Annotated in this window: 18 protein-coding genes and 2 rRNA genes; 11 read left to right on the forward strand and 9 right to left on the reverse strand. The window is 49.7% G+C overall.

Translation table 11 applies throughout. From position 1 onward, the window contains the following. Together G465_RS0105350 and rrf are read left to right on the forward strand one after the other, a co-directional pair. A 23S ribosomal RNA gene (locus tag G465_RS0105350) occupies positions 1–99 on the forward strand; the annotation flags it as partial. 59 nt (positions 100–158) lie between these two features. Continuing rightward, a 5S ribosomal RNA gene (gene rrf / locus G465_RS0105355) occupies positions 159–271 on the forward strand. 112 nt (positions 272–383) lie between these two features. On the opposite strand, the gene G465_RS0105360 is transcribed toward rrf, so the two are convergent. Then, positions 384–869 (reverse strand): hypothetical protein, encoded by a 486-nt coding sequence (locus G465_RS0105360; RefSeq protein ID WP_022653450.1) that lies wholly within the window; start codon positions 867–869, stop codon positions 384–386. A gap of 121 nt (positions 870–990) precedes the next feature. After that, positions 991–1869 (reverse strand): LysR family transcriptional regulator, encoded by an 879-nt coding sequence (locus tag G465_RS0105365; protein WP_027405196.1) that lies wholly within the window; start codon positions 1867–1869, stop codon positions 991–993. Positions 1870–2163: 294 nt separating this feature from the next. On the opposite strand from G465_RS0105365, the gene G465_RS0105375 reads away from it, so the two are divergent. The 6 genes from G465_RS0105375 (at position 2164) to G465_RS0105400 (ending at position 9320) form a co-directional block, all read left to right on the forward strand. After that, on the forward strand, positions 2164–2475 hold the full coding sequence (locus G465_RS0105375) for a DUF485 domain-containing protein (RefSeq protein ID WP_022653452.1): 312 nt from the start codon (positions 2164–2166) through the stop codon (positions 2473–2475). After that, positions 2475–4151: a cation acetate symporter gene (locus G465_RS0105380; RefSeq protein WP_022653453.1), complete on the forward strand. Its 1677-nt coding sequence runs from the start codon at positions 2475–2477 to the stop codon at positions 4149–4151. The genes G465_RS0105375 and G465_RS0105380 overlap by 1 nt, the downstream gene beginning before the upstream one ends. A 76-nt stretch (positions 4152–4227) precedes the next feature. After that, positions 4228–6192, forward strand: a complete 1965-nt coding sequence (acs, locus tag G465_RS0105385; RefSeq protein WP_022653454.1) for an acetate--CoA ligase — start codon at positions 4228–4230, stop codon at positions 6190–6192. Positions 6193–6481: 289 nt separating this feature from the next. Further along, positions 6482–7927, forward strand: coding sequence for a cytochrome c oxidase accessory protein CcoG (ccoG, locus tag G465_RS0105390; RefSeq protein ID WP_022653455.1), 1446 nt, complete (start codon positions 6482–6484; stop codon positions 7925–7927). A gap of 2 nt (positions 7928–7929) precedes the next feature. Next, the gene (locus tag G465_RS0105395; protein ID WP_022653456.1) at positions 7930–8484 is read left to right on the forward strand and encodes a FixH family protein; all 555 of its coding nucleotides are present in this window, start codon (positions 7930–7932) and stop codon (positions 8482–8484) included. 272 nt (positions 8485–8756) lie between these two features. Beyond that, positions 8757–9320, forward strand: coding sequence for a TMEM165/GDT1 family protein (locus G465_RS0105400; protein ID WP_022653457.1), 564 nt, complete (start codon positions 8757–8759; stop codon positions 9318–9320). Positions 9321–9363: 43 nt separating this feature from the next. On the opposite strand, the gene G465_RS0105405 is transcribed toward G465_RS0105400, so the two are convergent. Next, positions 9364–11856 carry an ABC transporter permease gene (locus tag G465_RS0105405; RefSeq protein ID WP_022653458.1) on the reverse strand — a complete coding sequence of 831 codons (2493 nt, stop codon included), beginning with the start codon at positions 11854–11856 and terminating at the stop codon, positions 9364–9366. Next, positions 11849–12550 carry an ABC transporter ATP-binding protein gene (locus tag G465_RS0105410; protein WP_022653459.1) on the reverse strand — a complete coding sequence of 234 codons (702 nt, stop codon included), beginning with the start codon at positions 12548–12550 and terminating at the stop codon, positions 11849–11851. The genes G465_RS0105405 and G465_RS0105410 overlap by 8 nt, the downstream gene beginning before the upstream one ends. Here G465_RS0105410 and G465_RS0105415 point away from each other — a divergent pair. Next, complete coding sequence (locus G465_RS0105415; protein WP_022653460.1) at positions 12549–13172, forward strand: arylesterase; 624 nt, start codon at positions 12549–12551, stop codon at positions 13170–13172. The two genes, G465_RS0105410 and G465_RS0105415, sit on opposite strands and share 2 nt — an antisense overlap. On the opposite strand, the gene plsY is transcribed toward G465_RS0105415, so the two are convergent. Continuing rightward, positions 13169–13780, reverse strand: a complete 612-nt coding sequence (gene plsY, locus G465_RS0105420) for a glycerol-3-phosphate 1-O-acyltransferase PlsY (protein WP_022653461.1) — start codon at positions 13778–13780, stop codon at positions 13169–13171. The genes G465_RS0105415 and plsY overlap by 4 nt on opposite strands. A gap of 79 nt (positions 13781–13859) precedes the next feature. Between plsY and G465_RS0105425 the strand changes: the two genes are divergently transcribed. Next, positions 13860–14219 (forward strand): dihydroneopterin aldolase, encoded by a 360-nt coding sequence (locus tag G465_RS0105425; RefSeq protein WP_022653462.1) that lies wholly within the window; start codon positions 13860–13862, stop codon positions 14217–14219. 23 nt (positions 14220–14242) lie between these two features. Further along, a complete protein-coding gene (locus G465_RS0105430; protein ID WP_022653463.1) occupies positions 14243–14674 on the forward strand; it encodes a PaaI family thioesterase in 432 nt (143 codons plus the stop codon). On the opposite strand, the gene G465_RS0105435 is transcribed toward G465_RS0105430, so the two are convergent. From G465_RS0105435 to G465_RS13645, 4 genes are read right to left on the reverse strand one after another with little or no spacing between them, the layout of a single operon-like run. Beyond that, a complete protein-coding gene (locus tag G465_RS0105435; protein WP_027405201.1) occupies positions 14671–15051 on the reverse strand; it encodes a group II truncated hemoglobin in 381 nt (126 codons plus the stop codon). The two genes, G465_RS0105430 and G465_RS0105435, sit on opposite strands and share 4 nt — an antisense overlap. 25 nt (positions 15052–15076) lie before the next feature. After that, the gene (locus G465_RS0105440; RefSeq protein ID WP_022653465.1) at positions 15077–16339 is read right to left on the reverse strand and encodes a D-amino acid dehydrogenase; all 1263 of its coding nucleotides are present in this window, start codon (positions 16337–16339) and stop codon (positions 15077–15079) included. A gap of 31 nt (positions 16340–16370) precedes the next feature. Further along, positions 16371–16685 (reverse strand): CheR family methyltransferase, encoded by a 315-nt coding sequence (locus tag G465_RS16160; RefSeq protein WP_245556753.1) that lies wholly within the window; start codon positions 16683–16685, stop codon positions 16371–16373. Beyond that, entirely contained in the window at positions 16666–17238 is a 573-nt protein-coding gene (locus tag G465_RS13645; protein ID WP_245556754.1) for a CheR family methyltransferase, read from the reverse strand. The genes G465_RS16160 and G465_RS13645 overlap by 20 nt, the downstream gene beginning before the upstream one ends. Positions 17239–17255 lie beyond the last annotated feature (17 nt).

Consider the following 17255-nt stretch of genomic DNA (forward strand, 5'->3'; position numbering starts at 1 on the left):
CTAAAGAGTCGTTGAAGACCACAACGTTGATAGGTCGGGTGTGGAAGCGCAGTAATGCGTTAAGCTAACCGATACTAATTGCTCGTGTGGCTTGATCCTATAAGTAGCGACACTTACACAATCTAACCCAATTCTTTACTTCTTCTCACCCCTTTTTGCTTGGCGGCCATAGCGAGTTGGTACCACCCCTTCCCTTCCCGAACAGGACCGTGAAACGACTCAGCGCCGATGATAGTGCAGATCCCTGTGTGAAAGTAGGTCTCCGCCAAGCCCCCCATTACAAAAGCCCCTGACAATCAGTTTGTCAGGGGCTTTTGGCTTTTATCCCAAAGAAAAAATAATTAAGCCCCGATGTTCGGGGCTTTTTATATGGATGAAATAGCTTAGTGATTGCGCAGATGAGAAGGTGTTTTAGGCTGTAGCATGGTTTGTGCACAGCTGGAGGCTTTTAACATGGCATTGCCAAAGCGCACACAAGAGAATTGATTGATCTGTCTAGAGGCTTTCGATAGAGACTCAACGGCTGTTTCGCTAAAAACAAAGGCAGGTTTAAGCACTTCAGCTCCGCTTGGATTGGTTTCTTGTGTTAGGTAACGCAGGCTACGTTGCCAATGGCTAAGCCATTTTTCAGAGAGTTGTAATAGATCATTCTGTGCACAGACATGCGCTTGTAACAAATGGTTGGAAGCTTCGATTGTGCGTTCAACATTTTCTGAGATAACAGGCGGCACAGTGTCTCGATTAACTGGTTGTCTGCCTTGTAGCAAGGCGCGATACCAGTTGAACTGGGCGTCTAAGAGCTGACGATGATGCCGTGAAAGCATTTCGGTGACTTCTTGTAATGCAAAAGGAAAGTCTTGTTTTTGCATGGGACGCCTCTGTCAGGACAGGAATTGCTGTTGATCATTTTGTGTGTGTCTAGCACTTAAGCTAGTCTATTGCAAATTAGTTCAATGTCAACAGCAACTTGCCCTATTTAGTAAATTAACGTCATATTTTCCACACTGAAACTAATTCGGATAGTAACGCCTGCAATATTGGTTCTCCTTCGCGCTCTGCTGGATAGACAAATTGCAGATCTGCCCGTTTTTCAATATGAGGGATTAAACATAACCGCCCCTGCGCTTCAAGCGGTTTGGCCTCATCCTCACGCATTAAAGCCAATCCTACCCCCGATTCAACGACACTACAGATGGTAGGAACATGGTCGATCTCAGCTATTTTTTTCGGGGCGATATTGAGTTCACGCCATAACTCAGTGGTAAGCCTGTGTAAGCTAGACAGTTGGGAAATGCCAATCCAAGGTAATTTGCCGAGTTCTCTGGGCTGTAGGCCCTCTATGCGCGACTGCCAAGCCGCAGGTGCAACGACACGGAAGCACAATTCGGTCAAAGTGAGTGTGTTGACATTGACATACGGGTTATTGCCAATATAAAAGCCAGCATCTAATTCTTTCTTGCGAACTTTATTGAGAATTTGCCCTGTTACACCATGCTGCAGTTGGATATCAATCAATGGGTATTTCTCGGCTAATGCAGCCACCCACGGCCCGATATTGGTCATCTCTGGGGTGGTGATGGTGCCAATTAACGCTTTCCCTTTCATCTCTCCTTTTAGCATCCGCGAATGATTCATCAAATCGCGTGCTGCTGTCAGAATCGCCTGAGCCTGTGGTAATAATTCTTGCCCCACTCGCGTCAAGGTAACACCACCAGTGCTGCGCTCAAATAACGGCATCCCAAAGTCTTCTTCAAGGGCCTTAATTTGGGCGGTGACCGCTGGTTGACTTAAGTGAAGTAATTCAGCCGCTTGGGTAAGGTGACCTTGTTGGGCCACTGTCACGAAAGTTCGTAGTTGGTAGATTTCCACTTTATGCGTCCCCTTGGTTTTTTGATTGTCATTATTCTTGTAACGGAATGTTCCGCACTGTAAGCAAATCCGTCAATCTCTCTCGATTTTTTTTCACAATTTTAACCAAAGTTTATGACGGAAAATAGACCATAACATCATGATTTTTAAGTGATGTTGCTTTGCATCATTTGTCATGCTGATTTTTTGCATCAGTAATTGCGATTAGCCAAGCGCCTTGTTCCTTTCGTAGAGTCTCCGCCGCAGTGGGCCATTTATAAGTCCACGCTTAATAATGAGAAAGTGAGGAAATGTATGAACAATGAGGAAATCGTTGCTCGAGTGCAGGCTAATCCGAAGTTTCAAGAACTTGTCCAAAAGAAAACTGGCTTTGGGTGGATGCTCTCCATCGTGATGCTGGCGATCTACTATGGCTTCATTCTGGTATTAGCTTTCAATCCTAGCGGCTTAGGTGCATCTCTGAGCGGTGGTATTACCACAGTGGGCATTCCAGTGGGTTTGGGTGTGATCATTTCAGCCTTTGTATTAACCGGAATTTATGTGCAGCGTGCAAACGGTGAGTTTGACCGCTTAACTCAAGAAGTGGTTGAGGAGGCTAGAAAGTGATGAATCGCCGTATTCCGCAAATTTTAGGCGCCTTGGCGCTGGTGGGTCTCTCTGCCGCCGCTTTTGCTGCCGGCGCAGTTGAAGGTGAAGTGCAAAAAGCCAAGGCAACCAACTGGTCTGCCATCATCATGTTCTTCGCTTTCGTCGGTTTTACGCTCGGTATTACTTACTGGGCAGCCCGTCGGACGCAATCCGCTTCTGACTTCTACACCGCTGGCGGTGGTATTTCTGGTTTCCAAAACGGCTTGGCGATTGCCGGTGACTATATGTCTGCTGCGTCGTTCTTGGGTATTTCGGCGATGGTGTTCGACAAGGGCTACGATGGTTTAATTTATTCCATCGGCTTCTTGGTCGGCTGGCCTGTGATTCTGTTCTTGGTGGCAGAGCGTCTGCGTAACCTAGGTAAGTTCACTTTTGCCGACGTGGCATCCTACCGTTTGGCACAAACCCCCGTCCGTATCTTAGCCGCTACCGGTACCTTGGTTGTGGTTGCCTTATATCTGATCGCTCAGATGGTGGGTGCAGGTAAGCTGATCCAATTGCTGTTCGGTCTTGATTACGCAATTGCTGTTGTGCTTGTTGGTGTACTGATGGTGATGTACGTGATGTTCGGCGGTATGTTGGCAACCACTTGGGTGCAAATTATTAAAGCCGTCATCCTGCTGTCTGGTGCTTCCTTTATGGCACTGATGGTGCTGGTTTCGGTTGGTTTCAGCCCAGAAGCGATGTTTGCTAAAGCCGTGGAAAACCATCCAAAAGCCACCGCCATTATGGCACCTGGTGGTCTGGTATCGAACCCAATTGATGCGATTTCCTTGGGCTTGGCGTTGATGTTTGGTACTGCTGGTTTGCCACACATCCTGATGCGTTTCTTCACTGTGGGTAACGCAAAAGAAGCACGTAAGTCGGTGTTTTTCGCAACTGGTTTCATCGGTTACTTCTACATCCTGACCTTCATCATCGGTTTCGGCGCCATCTTCTTGGTCGGTACCAACCCTAACTTCTTGGATGATGCAGGCAAGATCGTTGGTGGTAACAACATGGTTGCTGTTCACTTGGCAAAAGCTGTGGGTGGTGACTTGTTCTTAGGCTTTATCTCTGCGGTTGCTTTCGCCACGATTTTGGCGGTGGTGGCTGGTTTGGCACTGTCTGGTGCTTCTGCTGTGTCGCATGACTTGTACGCTTCGGTGATCAAGAAAGGCAAAGCTAACGAGAAAGATGAGATGCGCGTATCCAAGATGACTACTCTGGTCTTGGGTGTGTTGTCCATCATCTTGGGTATCGCTTTCGAAAAACAAAACATCGCCTTCATGGTCGGTCTGGCGTTCTCGATTGCAGCTTCGGCTAACTTCCCTGTGTTGTTCCTTTCCATGTTCTGGAAAGGTCTGACCACTCGCGGCGCGGTGATCGGTGGCTTTATCGGTCTGACTTCTGCTGTCGTGTTGATCGTGTTTGGCCCAACTGTGTGGGTGGAAGTGTTAGGTCATGCGAAAGGTTCTGAGCTGTTCCCATACAAGAACCCAGCGCTGTTCTCCATGACTTTGGCCTTCTTCTCGACTTGGTTGTTCTCGGTGACTGACAGCTCCCGTCAGGCACAAGAAGAAAAAGGTCGCTTCGATGCTCAGTTCGTGCGCTCCATGACTGGTATCGGTGCTGCTGGTGCTTCGAAACACTAATTGTTGTTCGGAGTTACCCTTGTCGGTGACAGGGGTAACAAACTCTAAGTATTCATCTGTTTAGGAGATGATCAAGATGTCCACTATCGAATCCGTGTTGAAAGAAACTCGCACTTTCCCACCAACCGAAGAGTTCCGTCAAAAAGCAACTGTGTCGGGCATGGAGGGTTACAACAACCTGTGTGAACAAGCCAATAACGACTACGCAGGTTTCTGGGGTAATTTGGCAAACGAGCTGATCTCTTGGAAAAAACCATTTACCCGTGTGTTGGATGACAGCAATCCACCCTTCTTCAAATGGTTCGATGATGGTGAACTGAACGTTTCCTACAACTGTATCGACCGCCACTTGGCTGACAAAGCCGACAAAGTTGCCATCATTTTTGAAGCAGATGACGGCAAAGTGGAAAACATCACTTACCGTGAGCTGTACGAAAAAGTTTGTCAATTTGCGAATGGTTTGAAATCCCTCGGTGTGCAAAAAGGCGACCGTGTTGTGATTTACCTGCCGATGGTGACCGAGGCTATTGTGGCGATGCAGGCATGTGCGCGTATCGGTGCAATCCACTCTGTTGTATTCGGCGGTTTCTCGGCAGGCGCTTTGCGTGATCGCGTGTTGGATACCGGCGGTAAAGTATTGATCACCGCGAACGAAAGCGTGCGCGGCGGTAAATTTGTGCCACTGAAAGCAACTGTTGACGAAGCATTAAGCTTGGGCGGTTGTGAGACAGTGGAAAAAGTGGTGGTGTTACAACGCACCCCAACTGAAGTGCCTTGGACCGAAGGCCGTGATATTGCATGGTCGGCATTGGTAGAAAACCAAGCAACCGATTGCGAACCAGAATGGATGAACGCTGAAGATCCACTGTTCATTCTTTACACTTCCGGTTCGACTGGTAAGCCAAAAGGGATTCAACACAGCACCGGCGGTTACTTGCTGGGTGCCGTGAACAGCTTCCGCTGGATTTTTGACAGCAAGCCAAACGATGTATTCTGGTGCACCGCCGATGTGGGTTGGATTACCGGCCACAGCTATGTTGCCTATGGCCCATTGGCGTTTGGTGCAACCCAAGTGGTGTTTGAAGGTGTGCCAACTTACCCAGATGCCACTCGCTTCTGGCGCATGATTCAAGATCATAAAGTCAGCATTTTCTATACCGCACCAACGGCGATTCGTTCCCTGATTAAACTGGGTTCGGATTTGCCAAAACAATTTGACCTTTCCTCGCTGCGCCTGTTGGGGACGGTGGGCGAGCCGATCAACCCAGAAGCTTGGATGTGGTACTACGAAGTGGTGGGCGGTAGCCGTTGCCCAATCGTGGATACTTGGTGGCAAACCGAAACCGGTAGCCACATGATTGCGCCAATGCCAGGTGCTGTGGCAACCAAACCAGGTTCTTGCACTTTGCCATTGCCGGGTATTATTGCCGACATCGTGGATGAATCAGGTGCGCCAGTTGAACCAGGTCGTGGTGGTTTCTTGGTCATCAAAAAGCCCTTCCCATCCTTAGTACGTACTATCTGGGGTGATCCAGATCGCTTTAAGAAAACCTATTTCCCAGAAGAATTTAACGGCCAATACTACTTGGCAGGCGACTCGGCCAACCGTGACGAAAATGGTTACTTCTGGATCATGGGTCGTGTCGATGATGTGCTGAACGTGTCTGGTCACCGCTTAGGTACCATGGAAATTGAATCGGCACTGGTGGCAAACCCACTGGTCGCAGAAGCCGCTGTCGTGGGTAAACCTCACGAAGTGAAAGGCGAAGCCGTGGTTGCCTTCGTGGTCTTGAAAGGCGCTCGCCCAACAGGTGAAGAAGCGAAGAAAATCGCTGCTGAACTGAAAAACTGGGTGGCGCACGAAATCGGCAAGATTGCACAGCCTGATGACATCCGCTTCGGTGAGAACTTACCGAAAACCCGTTCTGGCAAAATCATGCGCCGTCTGTTGCGTTCGATTGCTAAAGGTGAAGAAATTTCTCAAGACGTTTCGACACTTGAAAACCCACAAATCCTCGATCAGCTGCAAGAGGCACAATAATCAACGTATCAAATCATTCGTTGAGCACGTAACACCTGTTCTTGCATAGGTGTCATTGAACGGTAGTCCTGAATGGGCTACCGTTTTTTTTGTTTGCGCTGAAAAGCGCAGTCCTGACTGAACACTAAACAGAAACGATTGTCGCACATCAAAGCAGTACAATATGACGGTAACGGTTGTTGCCGCTTCCTGCTATCATTTAAGAAAAAAGTGGATTGTAATACTGTCGCAGCGAAAAGCTGCACGCTCCACAACTGCCCTGTTTCGCTTACTTGTAGAAAGTACTGTCATGTCTGAAAACGCTGACAAAAAAGTGATACCCATCCAACCCGTTGCTGCCGGCAAAGGGAACGATGCGCAAGAAGTCTCTTTATATGAGGCACATAAAAAAATCTATCCCCGCGCTGTTCAGGGGATTTTCAATAATTGGCGTATTGCATTAGTTATTATTACCCAATTTGTATTTTATGTTTTTCCGTGGTTAACGTGGAATGGTCGCCAAGCTGTGTTATTTGATTTGGCAGCGCGAAAATTCTATCTGTTCGGTTTAACTTTTTTTCCACAGGATTTTATTTATCTCGCTGGCTTGTTAATGTGTGCCGCATTGGGTCTATTTTTATGGACGACTATTGCTGGCCGTTTATGGTGTGGTTATTCCTGTCCACAAACGGTATATACCGAGATTTTCTTGTGGATAGAACAAGCGATTGAAGGAGATCGCAATAAGCGGATGAAGTTGGATAAAAGTCCAATGAGTGCACGCAAGGTTGGTATTAAAACTGCTAAACACAGTGCGTGGATTTTATTCTCGCTATGGACTGGTTTTACCTTAGTTGGTTTCTTCACTCCAATTAAAGATTTATTGGCTGCGGCACAAACGTTTGATTTTGGGCCGTGGGAAACATTCTGGATTTTCTTTTATGGTGGCTTTACCTACTTGTTTGCAGGTTTTATGCGTGAACAAGTCTGTAAATATATGTGCCCCTATGCACGCTTCCAGAGTGTGATGTTTGATGCGGATACGCTGATTATTTCTTACGACACTCAACGGGGTGAACCGCGTGGCGCGCGCAAGAAAGGGGTGGATCCAAAAGACGCCGGCTTGGGTGATTGTGTAAACTGCGGTGTGTGTGTGCAAGTGTGTCCTACCGGCATCGATATTCGTAACGGCTTACAATATGAATGTATTGGCTGTGCCGCCTGTATTGATGCCTGTGATGAAATCATGGACAAAGTTGGCTATTCCCGTGGTTTGATTCGTTACACCACAGAAAATGCCCTAGAAGGTAAATACCCAGAAAGCCAGATGTGGTCACGTTTGAAACGGCCACGGGTGATGATGTATGGTCTGGTGTTGTTGGTGGTGTTGGTCGCAGGGACAACCTCGTTTGTGATGCGCCAGCCTTTGAAAGTGGATGTATTGCGTGACCGTGCTTCTTTAGTTCGACAAACGGACGATGGCTTATTAGAAAATACCTATAGCCTGCGGTTAATGAACACTTCAGAAGAAACCCAGAAACTTGCTATCACTGTCTCTGGTCTACCAGGGATCACATTGGATGGTGGTAAGGTCGAAGTGGATCTCAAACCGACCGGTAATGAATCGATTGTGGTGCGTGTACACGTCGATCCTGAACAAGCGCCAAAAGGCAGCCATCCTATCCAGTTCCACATCCGTTCTCTTGATGAGAGTGGTGTGAACTTAACCGAAAAATCGAGTTTTATTGGAGAGTAAGTATGATCACCCCCCCCGCTTCTGGTTCGTCTTCTTTGCCTTGGTATCGGCAAGGGTGGCCTTGGTTGTTGATTCTTGGGCCAGCTGTGGTGGTGGTGGCGGGGGTGATTACGTTTTGGTTGGCTGCCAGTACCGACGATACCGTGGTAAACGACGATTACTACAAACGCGGTAAAGAAATTCACCTCGATCATAAACGCGATGTGTTGGCGTTGAAACAAGGTTTAAGCGCGCAAGTGATGGTCAGTGAAGACAATGCTGCGGTGCGGGTGTTGTTAAAAGGGGGTGAGGCGTTTGTGTTCCCTGATCAGCTTCACCTTTCCTTGGCGCACCCCACCTTGGCCGATCGTGATATTCATGCCGTATTGCAACATCAAGGCGGCGGAATTTATCAAGCTCGTTTACAACTGGCCTCTGCTGCTCATTGGTATGTGCAACTGCAAGACCCAAAACAAGGGTGGCGTTTGCATAATGAGTGGAAACTTGACGAAGGCCACGCTTTCTCGATGGCGCCACCAAACGATATTCCAGTGACCGAAGGCAGTGCAGCGCAATAAGTCCAGCCTCTAAGCCGCTGTCAAACAAGCGCGTGGGTTAGCTAACCTGCGCGCTTGCTTTTTTGTTGCATGGCAGCGTACACTGCCGCCGTCTTTGGGGGAGTAGCTAATTCAGCCATTTTGGTTGAATGTGCGCGTCAACATACTTGATCCACTCGATCATGGCGCTCACTGCGGCATCCGCATTGCAAGACCTAATGACCTTGTGCCTGCTCCGTTGGGGTTGCAGCAGCACAGGTCATTTGGTGCGAGCAACCCCAAGGAGTCTATAGATGGATGCTTTCCTCATGTCTACCGGCCTCGTTGCTTTGGCCGAAATGGGCGATAAAACGCAGTTATTGGCTTTATTACTCGCTGCGCGTTTTCGCCGTCCCTTGCCTATTATTTTGGGCATCTTCGTTGCAACCGTATTGAATCATTTTGCTGCCGCTTGGTTGGGGCAATTGGTTGTGGCGTGGTTATCCCCCGATATTTTGCGTTGGTTATTGGTCCTTGCCTTTTTTGCTATGGCTGTCTGGATAATGATTCCAGATAAAATTGACGAAGAAGATACCGCTGTGAAAGAAAAACTCGGTGTTTTTATGGCGACAACGATTGCCTTTTTTATGGCAGAAATGGGTGATAAAACCCAAATCGCAACGGTGATGTTATCGGCAAAATATACCGATTTATTCGGCGTGGTGATGGGGACTACCTGTGGCATGATGCTGGCTAATGTGCCGGCGGTATTGATTGGTAATTTTGCTGCTGATCGCTTACCTATTCGGTGGATTCATCTGGCTGCTGCGGCGTTATTTGTCGTGCTGGGTATTTGGGTATTGTGGTACGGCATTTAAAAAAGGGACAACAGTTTGCTGTTGTCTCTTTTTCTGTGGTGTATTAAGAAAATTGTCGTAGTGCTGCCAGTGGACTGACTTTAGCGATATGTCGGACTGCTGGCATACCCGCTGCCCAGGTTGCAAATACTCCAATCGCTATCCCCAGAGGGAACAACATTGGGTTAAAACTCACCGGTAAATCGAGTAACCAAGTGGCGACGCCAATAGAAAGCGCGCTGGCACCGAGGGCAGCCAAGCCTCCGGCTGCCACACCAAGGGCAATTAGCTCACTGCGGTGCATTTTTATCAGCTGTTGTCGTGATGCGCCGAGCGTACGCAATACCGCAGCATCAAAAGCTCGTTCATCACGGGTGGTATGAATGGCTGCCCACAACACCAACACCCCTGCTAACAGGCTAAAGCCAAATACAAATTGAATCGCCAACACCAGTTTATCGACCATGCTCCGCACTTCGGCCAAAATAGCACTGACGTCAATGATGGTCAGGTTGGGAAAGGCTTGTACCAAAGCGGTGACGGCATCTTCGCGATCCTCCGGCAAATGAAAGCTAGTGATATAGCTGGCTGGCCGATCTTGTAACAACGCAGGGCTAGCGATGGCAAAAAAGTTGACACGGAAACTGTCCCAATCCACTTCGCGGATGCTGGTAACGGGGGCTTGGTATTCCGTACCCGCAATTTCATATTTCAGCTCATCACCAAGCTTAATCCCCAATCGCTCGGCAATATCACGTTCCATTGAAAATTGCGCGCTGGCGCCGGGTTCCCACCATGTGCCGGCCACTAAACGATTGCCTTTCGGTAGTGTGTCATTCCAAGACAGATTAAATTCGCGTTCGGCCAAGCGTTGGGTACGTTCGTCACGATATTCTTGTGGTCGTACTGGTTTACCGTTAATCGCCAATAAACGACCGCGAATCATCGGCGCAAAATCCGGTACCGGTAAGCCTTGGTTCACAAAGGCATCTGCCACTGGATCTAACTGTTTCTGTTGAATATTGATGACAAAGCGGTTAGGCGCATCGGGTGGTAAGTTGCGTTGCCATGCATCTAACAAATCGCCCCGTACGACCATCAGCACCAACAACGCCATAATCCCCGACGACAACGCCACGATTTGCAACAGCGTTAAGCTCGGACGGCGGGTTGCTTGAGCAATTCCATAATGCCAACTCATGGCACTACCATGCCGCGTTAGCCGCCGTGCAATGCCCAACATCACCCACGCGAGGGCCGCCGAAACCGCTATAAAAGCCAAGAAGCCACCAGCAACCAGACTGGCCACTTTGACATCGCCTGCTTGCCATAACATCAAAGCAAATAGCGCCGTGGCGCCTGCGGCATAGGCTAGGATACCCGCACGTTGTGGTTGAATATCTTCACGCAATACGCGCAAAGTAGGCGCTTGTCGCAGTTGCAACAGTGGGGGAATGGCAAAGCCAAGCAACAGCAACATCCCCGTGCTTAATCCACTCACCCACGGCATCCATCCGGCTGGTGGCAGTTGTGTGCCTAAAAGACTGGCAAAAGGCAGCAACAAAATTTCTTGCGTCAACCAAGCCACAACACAGCCCACACCACCGGCAACCAAAGTGAGAACGATAAATTGGCCAGAGAATAAGAAGAGAATTTCATTCTGTGTGGCACCCAAACAGCGCAGGGTGGCGACTGGGGCATAATGGCGGGCGAGATAGCGGCGGCATGCTAGGGCCATTGCCACGGCTGCCAATGCCACTGCCAACAGTGCCGTGAGGCCAAGAAAACGTTGGGCTCGTTCGAGTGCCACCCGAACCTCGGGCCGCGCATCCTCTACCCGTTCAATTTTATCGCCGCGTTGTAACTGGGTTTCTAAGGTTTTTTGTAGTCGTTCCAGACGACGACTTTCACCCGCAATCAATAAGCGATAGCGTAAACGACTGCCTTCTTGGACTAACGCTGTGCGTGCTAAATCACTATGGTGGAACATGACCCGAGGGACAAAGTTATACACATCCACCGCCCCATCCGGCTCACGAATCAACTGGGCTGCAATCCGAAACTCGGCATTCCCAATTCGGACCACGTCGCCAACTTTGACATTGAGCCGTGCCAGCAAGCGTTCATCCAGCCACACTGTGCCTTCTTGCGGTGTTAAACGGCCAGAAACGACTTTGCCGTTTTGTAAAATTTCCACATTGCCTCGTAGTGGATAGCCGGTACTGACCACTTTGATCGCACTGAGCTGTGCCGACTCACGAGAAAACACCATGCTGGGAAAACTGATGGTATCGGCGATGTCAAAACCGGCTTTGCTGATGTCTGCGCCGTAGCGTTCACGCAAAGGCTTATCGCTGCTTAACACCAAATCGGCTGCTAATAGGCGTGTGGCTTCCTGACGCAGGCCACGTTCGACACGATCCGCAAAAAAAGCCACACTGGTTACTGCCGCGACGGCGACGACAATCGCTAGCGCCAATAAATTCAGCTCGCCAGACACCAATTCACGCCGGAAAAAGCGCAGGACGAAACGCAAGCGCGACCAGACACTATTCACGGCTCAGCTCCACTAACTTTCCTCCGGTGAGGTGAAAGGCACGGTCACAGCGTGAGGCCAAAGCGCTGTCGTGGGTGACCAAAACCAACGTGGTGCCCTGTGCTCGATTCAGTTGAAACATTAACGAGATGATTTGGGCGCCGGTGGCCGCATCCAGATTGCCAGTCGGTTCATCAGCAAATAGTAATTTTGGTGAGGCGACAAAGGCGCGTGCCAATGCCACCCGCTGCTGTTCTCCACCCGACAGATATTTCGGGAGGTGATCCAGACGTTGGCTTAATCCAACTCGTTCTAGCATCGCTTTGGCTTGGCTTTCTGCTTCGGGGTCACCTGCCAGCTCTAAGGGCAGCATTACATTTTCCAGCGCAGTCAAGGCCGGCATCAGCTGGAACGATTGGAAGACAAAGCCGACAAATTGATGGCGTAACCGCGCACGGGCATCTTCATCTAGTGGCCCCAATGGTTTGCCAAACAGCGCAATTTGTCCTCCCGATGGATGGTCCAAACCGGCTAACAAACCGAGTAGGGTGGATTTGCCCGAGCCAGAGGCACCGACAATGGCAACGGTTTCCCCCGGGTAGAGGGTGAGATTCACCCCTTGCAAAATCGATAAGCTGCTACCAGCGTGTTGCACATGTTTAACAACGTCTACCGCTTGCAAAATCGGTGGCAATTCTGGAGAAACGGAACTCATGCGAAAAATTTTCCTATGGCTGGCGATCAGTGGCACGCTGTTAATCAGTACGCCGTTGTTTGCTGCGACCATTTTGGTGTTTGGAGATTCCCTCTCCTCTGGCTATGGTTTGCGTGCCGGAGAAGGTTGGGTAGATTTATTAGCCAAAGAGTTGGCGCCGCAACATCGGGTTTTCAATGTCAGTCAAACCGGAGAAACCACCGATGGCGGGCTGAGCCGTCTACCCCATGCGTTAAAACAATATCAGCCAGATATTGTGATATTGGAATTAGGCGGCAATGACGGTTTGCGTGGGTTGCCGGTTTCTGCAATGCAACATAACCTAACTGCGATGGTTAAGCTAGTGCGGCAACAAGGTGGACAGGTGTTATTAGTCGGCATGACATTGCCACCCAACTACGGTCAGCAATATATCCAACAATTTCAACACAGCTTTGTTGCCGTAGCCAAACAACAACAGCTTGCCTTAGTGCCGTTGTTGGTGGCGGGGTTTGCTGCCGATCTGAATCAATTTCAGCCCGACGGCATTCACCCCAAAGCCCAAGTTCAACGGCAAATGATGAACACAGTATTAACTGGACTGCGGCCCTTGTTGACTACAGCCCAGAAAAAATCGCGTTAGGAGGACTTTTTATCTTGGCCGATTTTGCCTTCTTTGCCGGCCAACAAATTTAAAATATTCTGTTTGTGGCGGCGTACCAACAGCAAAGACAGAATAAAGGTTGTGCCAAGATATACCCCACCATCCAGCAAGAACATGCCATAGACGGGGGCACTTAACGCAGCGATCAGCGCAGCTAGGGATGAAATACGGGTGGTGAAGGCAATCAATAACCAAGTGCCCAAGGCGGCGAGGGCCAATAACGGGTGAAATGCCAACAACACACCAAGCGCAGTGGCCACTCCTTTGCCGCCATGAAATTTCAAAAAGATGGGCCATAAATGACCTACAAACACAGCAAGGGCCACCATGGCAATCTCTGGATCGGCCAAGCCATATTGCGGGGCAAAGTAGCGGGCAAGTTCAACCGCCACCCAGCCTTTGGCGCCATCGCCTAGTAGGGTCAGTGCAGCGGCCAATTTATTGCCAGTTCGCAACACATTGGTTGCACCCGGGTTTTTCGAACCAAAGGTGCGGGGATCGGCTAGATTCATAACGCGGCTAACGATGACTGCGAATGATAAAGAGCCGATAAGGTAAGCGGTAATGATGAATGCTATCGTGGGCATGGCGATTTCACTACAATACGGGACTTTGCATTCTACGGCATCCTGTTGTCTGGCTGAAACGGCATTGCCTCTTTAATTTATGGATATCATTTTTCTGCGCGAAGTCCGACTGGATACGGTCATTGGAGTGTACGACTGGGAACGGCAGGCTCCGCAGACCATCGAACTCGATCTTGACATCGGTATTCCAAGCGAACAGCCCTGTCATAGCGATAACATCGGCGACACCATTCACTATGGTGTCGTTGTTGAACGTTTGCGTACGTTGTTGGCAGAACAACACTTTTTATTGTTAGAAGCGCTGGCCGACCATATCGCCACGGTGATTCGCGAGGAGTTTGGCGCGCCGTGGGTGCGGGTGGCAGTGACCAAATTGGGCATTCTGCCCCGGGTGAAAAAAGTTGGTGTTATTATCGAACGCGGCCAACGGCCTCGATAAAATCATTTTATGGAAGAAACTTGATGTCCACAGAAAGCGCACAGATTGGTTTAGAAGAATTCCAACAACTGATTGACGAAGCGCTACCGCTTTGTCGTTTGTTTGGGATTCGTACCGAAAGCATTGGTTATGGTGAAGCCACCATGAAAATGCACTTTAACCCCGATTTAATCCGCCCGGGCGGCACGGTGGCAGGGCCAGCTTTGATGGCGATTGCCGATGCCACGCTCTATGCGGTGGTGTTGGGGATGATCGGTCGAGTGGAGTTAGCGGTCACGACCAGTTTAAACATCAATTTTTTGCGTAAACCACCACAGGCAGACATTATCGCCGAGGGCCGGATTCTAAAACTTGGCCAGCGTTTGGCGGTGGGTGAGGTGATGTTGTTTTCTGAAGGGGTGGATGAGCCAGTGGCGCATGTCACTGGCACTTATTCGATTCCGCCGCGCCGTTAACGATTCCGCATAAAATCGGCTGTGTTCCACAACGCTTCGTCCAATTTCTTTTTCAGTTCGGGTTCGATGGGCAATTCGTCCATCGCCCGTCGCATACAGTGCATCCACTGATCGCGGCCAAAATCATCAATGGCAAAAGGCATGTGCCGTGCCCGCAAACGGGGATGGCCGTATTTTTCCATATACAAGCTTGGCCCACCCAACCAACCAGATAAAAACATAAACAGCTTTTCTTCCGACTCGCTCAAATCTTGTGGGTGCATCCGGCGGACTTCCAATGCCACAGGGTCTTCATCCATGATTTGGTAAAACCGTGAAACCAAACGGCGCAACATGGCTTCGCCGCCGAGCAATTCGTAGGGGGTCAGTGCTTGCATAAAGGCTTTCGTATCAGAGAAAAAATCAAAGCCCCGTAAAGGGAAAATCACACGCTGGGCGGTGGCCGCTGATGATTTCAGCAAGGGCTTTGCCCGAGCCGGGGCCTTGCGTCCAACCAAGGGTACCGTGTCCCGTGTTGAGAAACAGATTGTGCCACCCTTTTGCGCGTCCAATAAAGGGCACATTGCTGGGGGTGGATGGCCGCAAGCCACTCCAAAACTGTGGATGATCGTAGTCTGCTGCCTCTGGAAACCATGCCCGAGCTACCTGTAACAAGGCTTGGCAACGGATGGGGTTAAGGTGATGAGAATATCCACTGAATTCTGCTGTCCCTGCAATCCGTAATTGATCGCCAAGCCGAGAAAACACCACTTTTGCGGCTTCATCAGTCATGCTCACCTCGGGCGCGGCATCAGGGCGGGTGATGTTAACGGTGGCTGAATAGCCTTTAGCGGGATAGATGGGCAGTCGCATCCCCACTGTCGCGGCAATCAAGGGCGAGAAACTGCCGAGTGCCAATACATAAGCATCGGCATGTAAGGCTTGATAGTGTCCTTCGGCATTGGTCACCGAGACCGCCGAGATCCGGCCATCTCCCCCCGCTTCTAACGCATTGATGCGATGACCAAATAAGAAAGCCACCCCTTGTTGTCGTGCTTGTTCAGCCAAGGCACGGGTAAACAGTCGCACATTGCCAGAGGCATCCGTCGCACAATATGTCCCACCCACCAAGCGCTGGGCACAGTGTTTCAGTGCTGGCTCAATCTCAATCAGTTGCGCGGTACTCAGTACCTGTCGTTCCACCCCGTATTGCTGCATAACACGGGCAATCTGGGCAGCCTGATCCAGTTCTTGTTGTTGGTCGTATAGACAGATAATCCCTTGAGAACGGCGTTGATAGTCGAGTGCTAGGCTGGCATCGAGTTCAGCAAAGGCTGCGCGGCTATACAACCCGATTTGCAACATGGCACGGACATTATTTTGCTGGCGCTGTTGCCGACATTCCCACAAAAAGCGTAAGCCCCATTCCCATTGCTGTGGGTCTAATCGCCATCTAAACAACAGGGGGGCATCTTCACGCCATAGCCATTTCATTGCTAACCAAGGGGCATCGGGTGAGGCCCACGGTTCGGACTGGCTGACCGAGAGCTGGCCACCGTTGGCAAAGCTGGTTTCGTTGGCGGCTTGGCTTTGCCGGTCAACCACGGTCACATCATGGCCGGCCTGTGCCAAAAACCATGCAGTGGAGACGCCCACCACTCCCGCCCCCAACACCAGCACTCGCATATTTCATCCTTCTCTACACAGGGTTCGCTGTTTAGCGTGCCGCCAGTTCATAAACCGTTTTGCCGCGTAATTTGAACAAATCTGTCGCGTGATACAAATTTTCAGAATGACCGACAAATAATAAACCGTTTTGTTTCAATAACGGATGGAATTTCTTTAACACCGCATACTGTGTATCACGGTCGAAATAAATCATCACATTGCGGCAGAAAATCGCATCAAATTTATTGCGAATCGGCCAATTATTTTCCACCAAATTGATTTGCCGGAATGTAATCATATTCCGTAAAACCGGCTTCACCCGATAACGACCATCGGCTTGTTTTTCAAAGTATTTTTGTTGCAAAGCAGCTGAAAGCAGCTGGAACTTTATTCACTTTATCTGCTGCATAGTAGCCATCTGCCGCTACTTTCAGCACATGCGTATCTAAGTCAGAAGCAAACACTTGGATATTGCTGCGGCCACCAGTGGCCTCGAGTAGGGTGATTGCGATGGAGTAGGGTTCTTCTCCAGTGGATGCCGCAGCGCACCACACGTTGATTTCGCCACTGAGATTTTTAACGTGATCGGCTAACAGCGGAAAGTGATGTTCTTCACGGAAGAAGAAGGTTAGGTTGGTGGTGAGGGCGTTAACAAAGGCTTCTAGTTCGTCGCGTCCAGCAGGGGATTCTAGAAAATTGACATAGGCCGCAAAATTGGCCAGCTTTAATTCACGGACACGGCGCACGAGACGACCATATACCATATCTTTTTTTGTCGGATTGAGGGCAATTCCTGCCTTGCGATGAATAAAGTTGCGGATACGCTCGAAATCTTGCTCGGTGAATTCAAATTCACGGGCAAAATTCATCGGCGGGAGATTGGGCAAAGGCGGAAATAAAGGTTTGCCGGCAGACATGATGAACCTCTCTATGA

The sequence above is a fragment of the Aquaspirillum serpens DSM 68 genome, assembly GCF_000420525.1.
Classification (GTDB): Bacteria; Pseudomonadota; Gammaproteobacteria; order Burkholderiales; family Aquaspirillaceae; genus Aquaspirillum; species Aquaspirillum serpens.

Excerpts from the sequence above, each read along its gene's own strand:
- G465_RS0105360 (WP_022653450.1), bottom strand. The coding sequence starts at position 869 with ATGCAAAAACAAGACTTTCCTTTTGCATTACAAGAAGTCACCGAAATG.
- G465_RS0105375 (WP_022653452.1), top strand. The coding sequence starts at position 2,164 with ATGAACAATGAGGAAATCGTTGCTCGAGTGCAGGCTAATCCGAAGTTT.
- G465_RS0105380 (WP_022653453.1), top strand. The coding sequence starts at position 2,475 with ATGAATCGCCGTATTCCGCAAATTTTAGGCGCCTTGGCGCTGGTGGGT.
- acs (WP_022653454.1), top strand. The coding sequence starts at position 4,228 with ATGTCCACTATCGAATCCGTGTTGAAAGAAACTCGCACTTTCCCACCA.
- ccoG (WP_022653455.1), top strand. The coding sequence starts at position 6,482 with ATGTCTGAAAACGCTGACAAAAAAGTGATACCCATCCAACCCGTTGCT.
- G465_RS0105395 (WP_022653456.1), top strand. The coding sequence starts at position 7,930 with ATGATCACCCCCCCCGCTTCTGGTTCGTCTTCTTTGCCTTGGTATCGG.
- G465_RS0105400 (WP_022653457.1), top strand. The coding sequence starts at position 8,757 with ATGGATGCTTTCCTCATGTCTACCGGCCTCGTTGCTTTGGCCGAAATG.
- G465_RS0105415 (WP_022653460.1), top strand. The coding sequence starts at position 12,549 with ATGCGAAAAATTTTCCTATGGCTGGCGATCAGTGGCACGCTGTTAATC.
- G465_RS0105410 (WP_022653459.1), bottom strand. The coding sequence starts at position 12,550 with ATGAGTTCCGTTTCTCCAGAATTGCCACCGATTTTGCAAGCGGTAGAC.
- plsY (WP_022653461.1), bottom strand. The coding sequence starts at position 13,780 with ATGCCCACGATAGCATTCATCATTACCGCTTACCTTATCGGCTCTTTA.
- G465_RS0105425 (WP_022653462.1), top strand. The coding sequence starts at position 13,860 with ATGGATATCATTTTTCTGCGCGAAGTCCGACTGGATACGGTCATTGGA.
- G465_RS0105430 (WP_022653463.1), top strand. The coding sequence starts at position 14,243 with ATGTCCACAGAAAGCGCACAGATTGGTTTAGAAGAATTCCAACAACTG.
- G465_RS0105435 (WP_027405201.1), bottom strand. The coding sequence starts at position 15,051 with ATGCAAGCACTGACCCCCTACGAATTGCTCGGCGGCGAAGCCATGTTG.
- G465_RS0105440 (WP_022653465.1), bottom strand. The coding sequence starts at position 16,339 with ATGCGAGTGCTGGTGTTGGGGGCGGGAGTGGTGGGCGTCTCCACTGCA.
- G465_RS13645 (WP_245556754.1), bottom strand. The coding sequence starts at position 17,238 with ATGTCTGCCGGCAAACCTTTATTTCCGCCTTTGCCCAATCTCCCGCCG.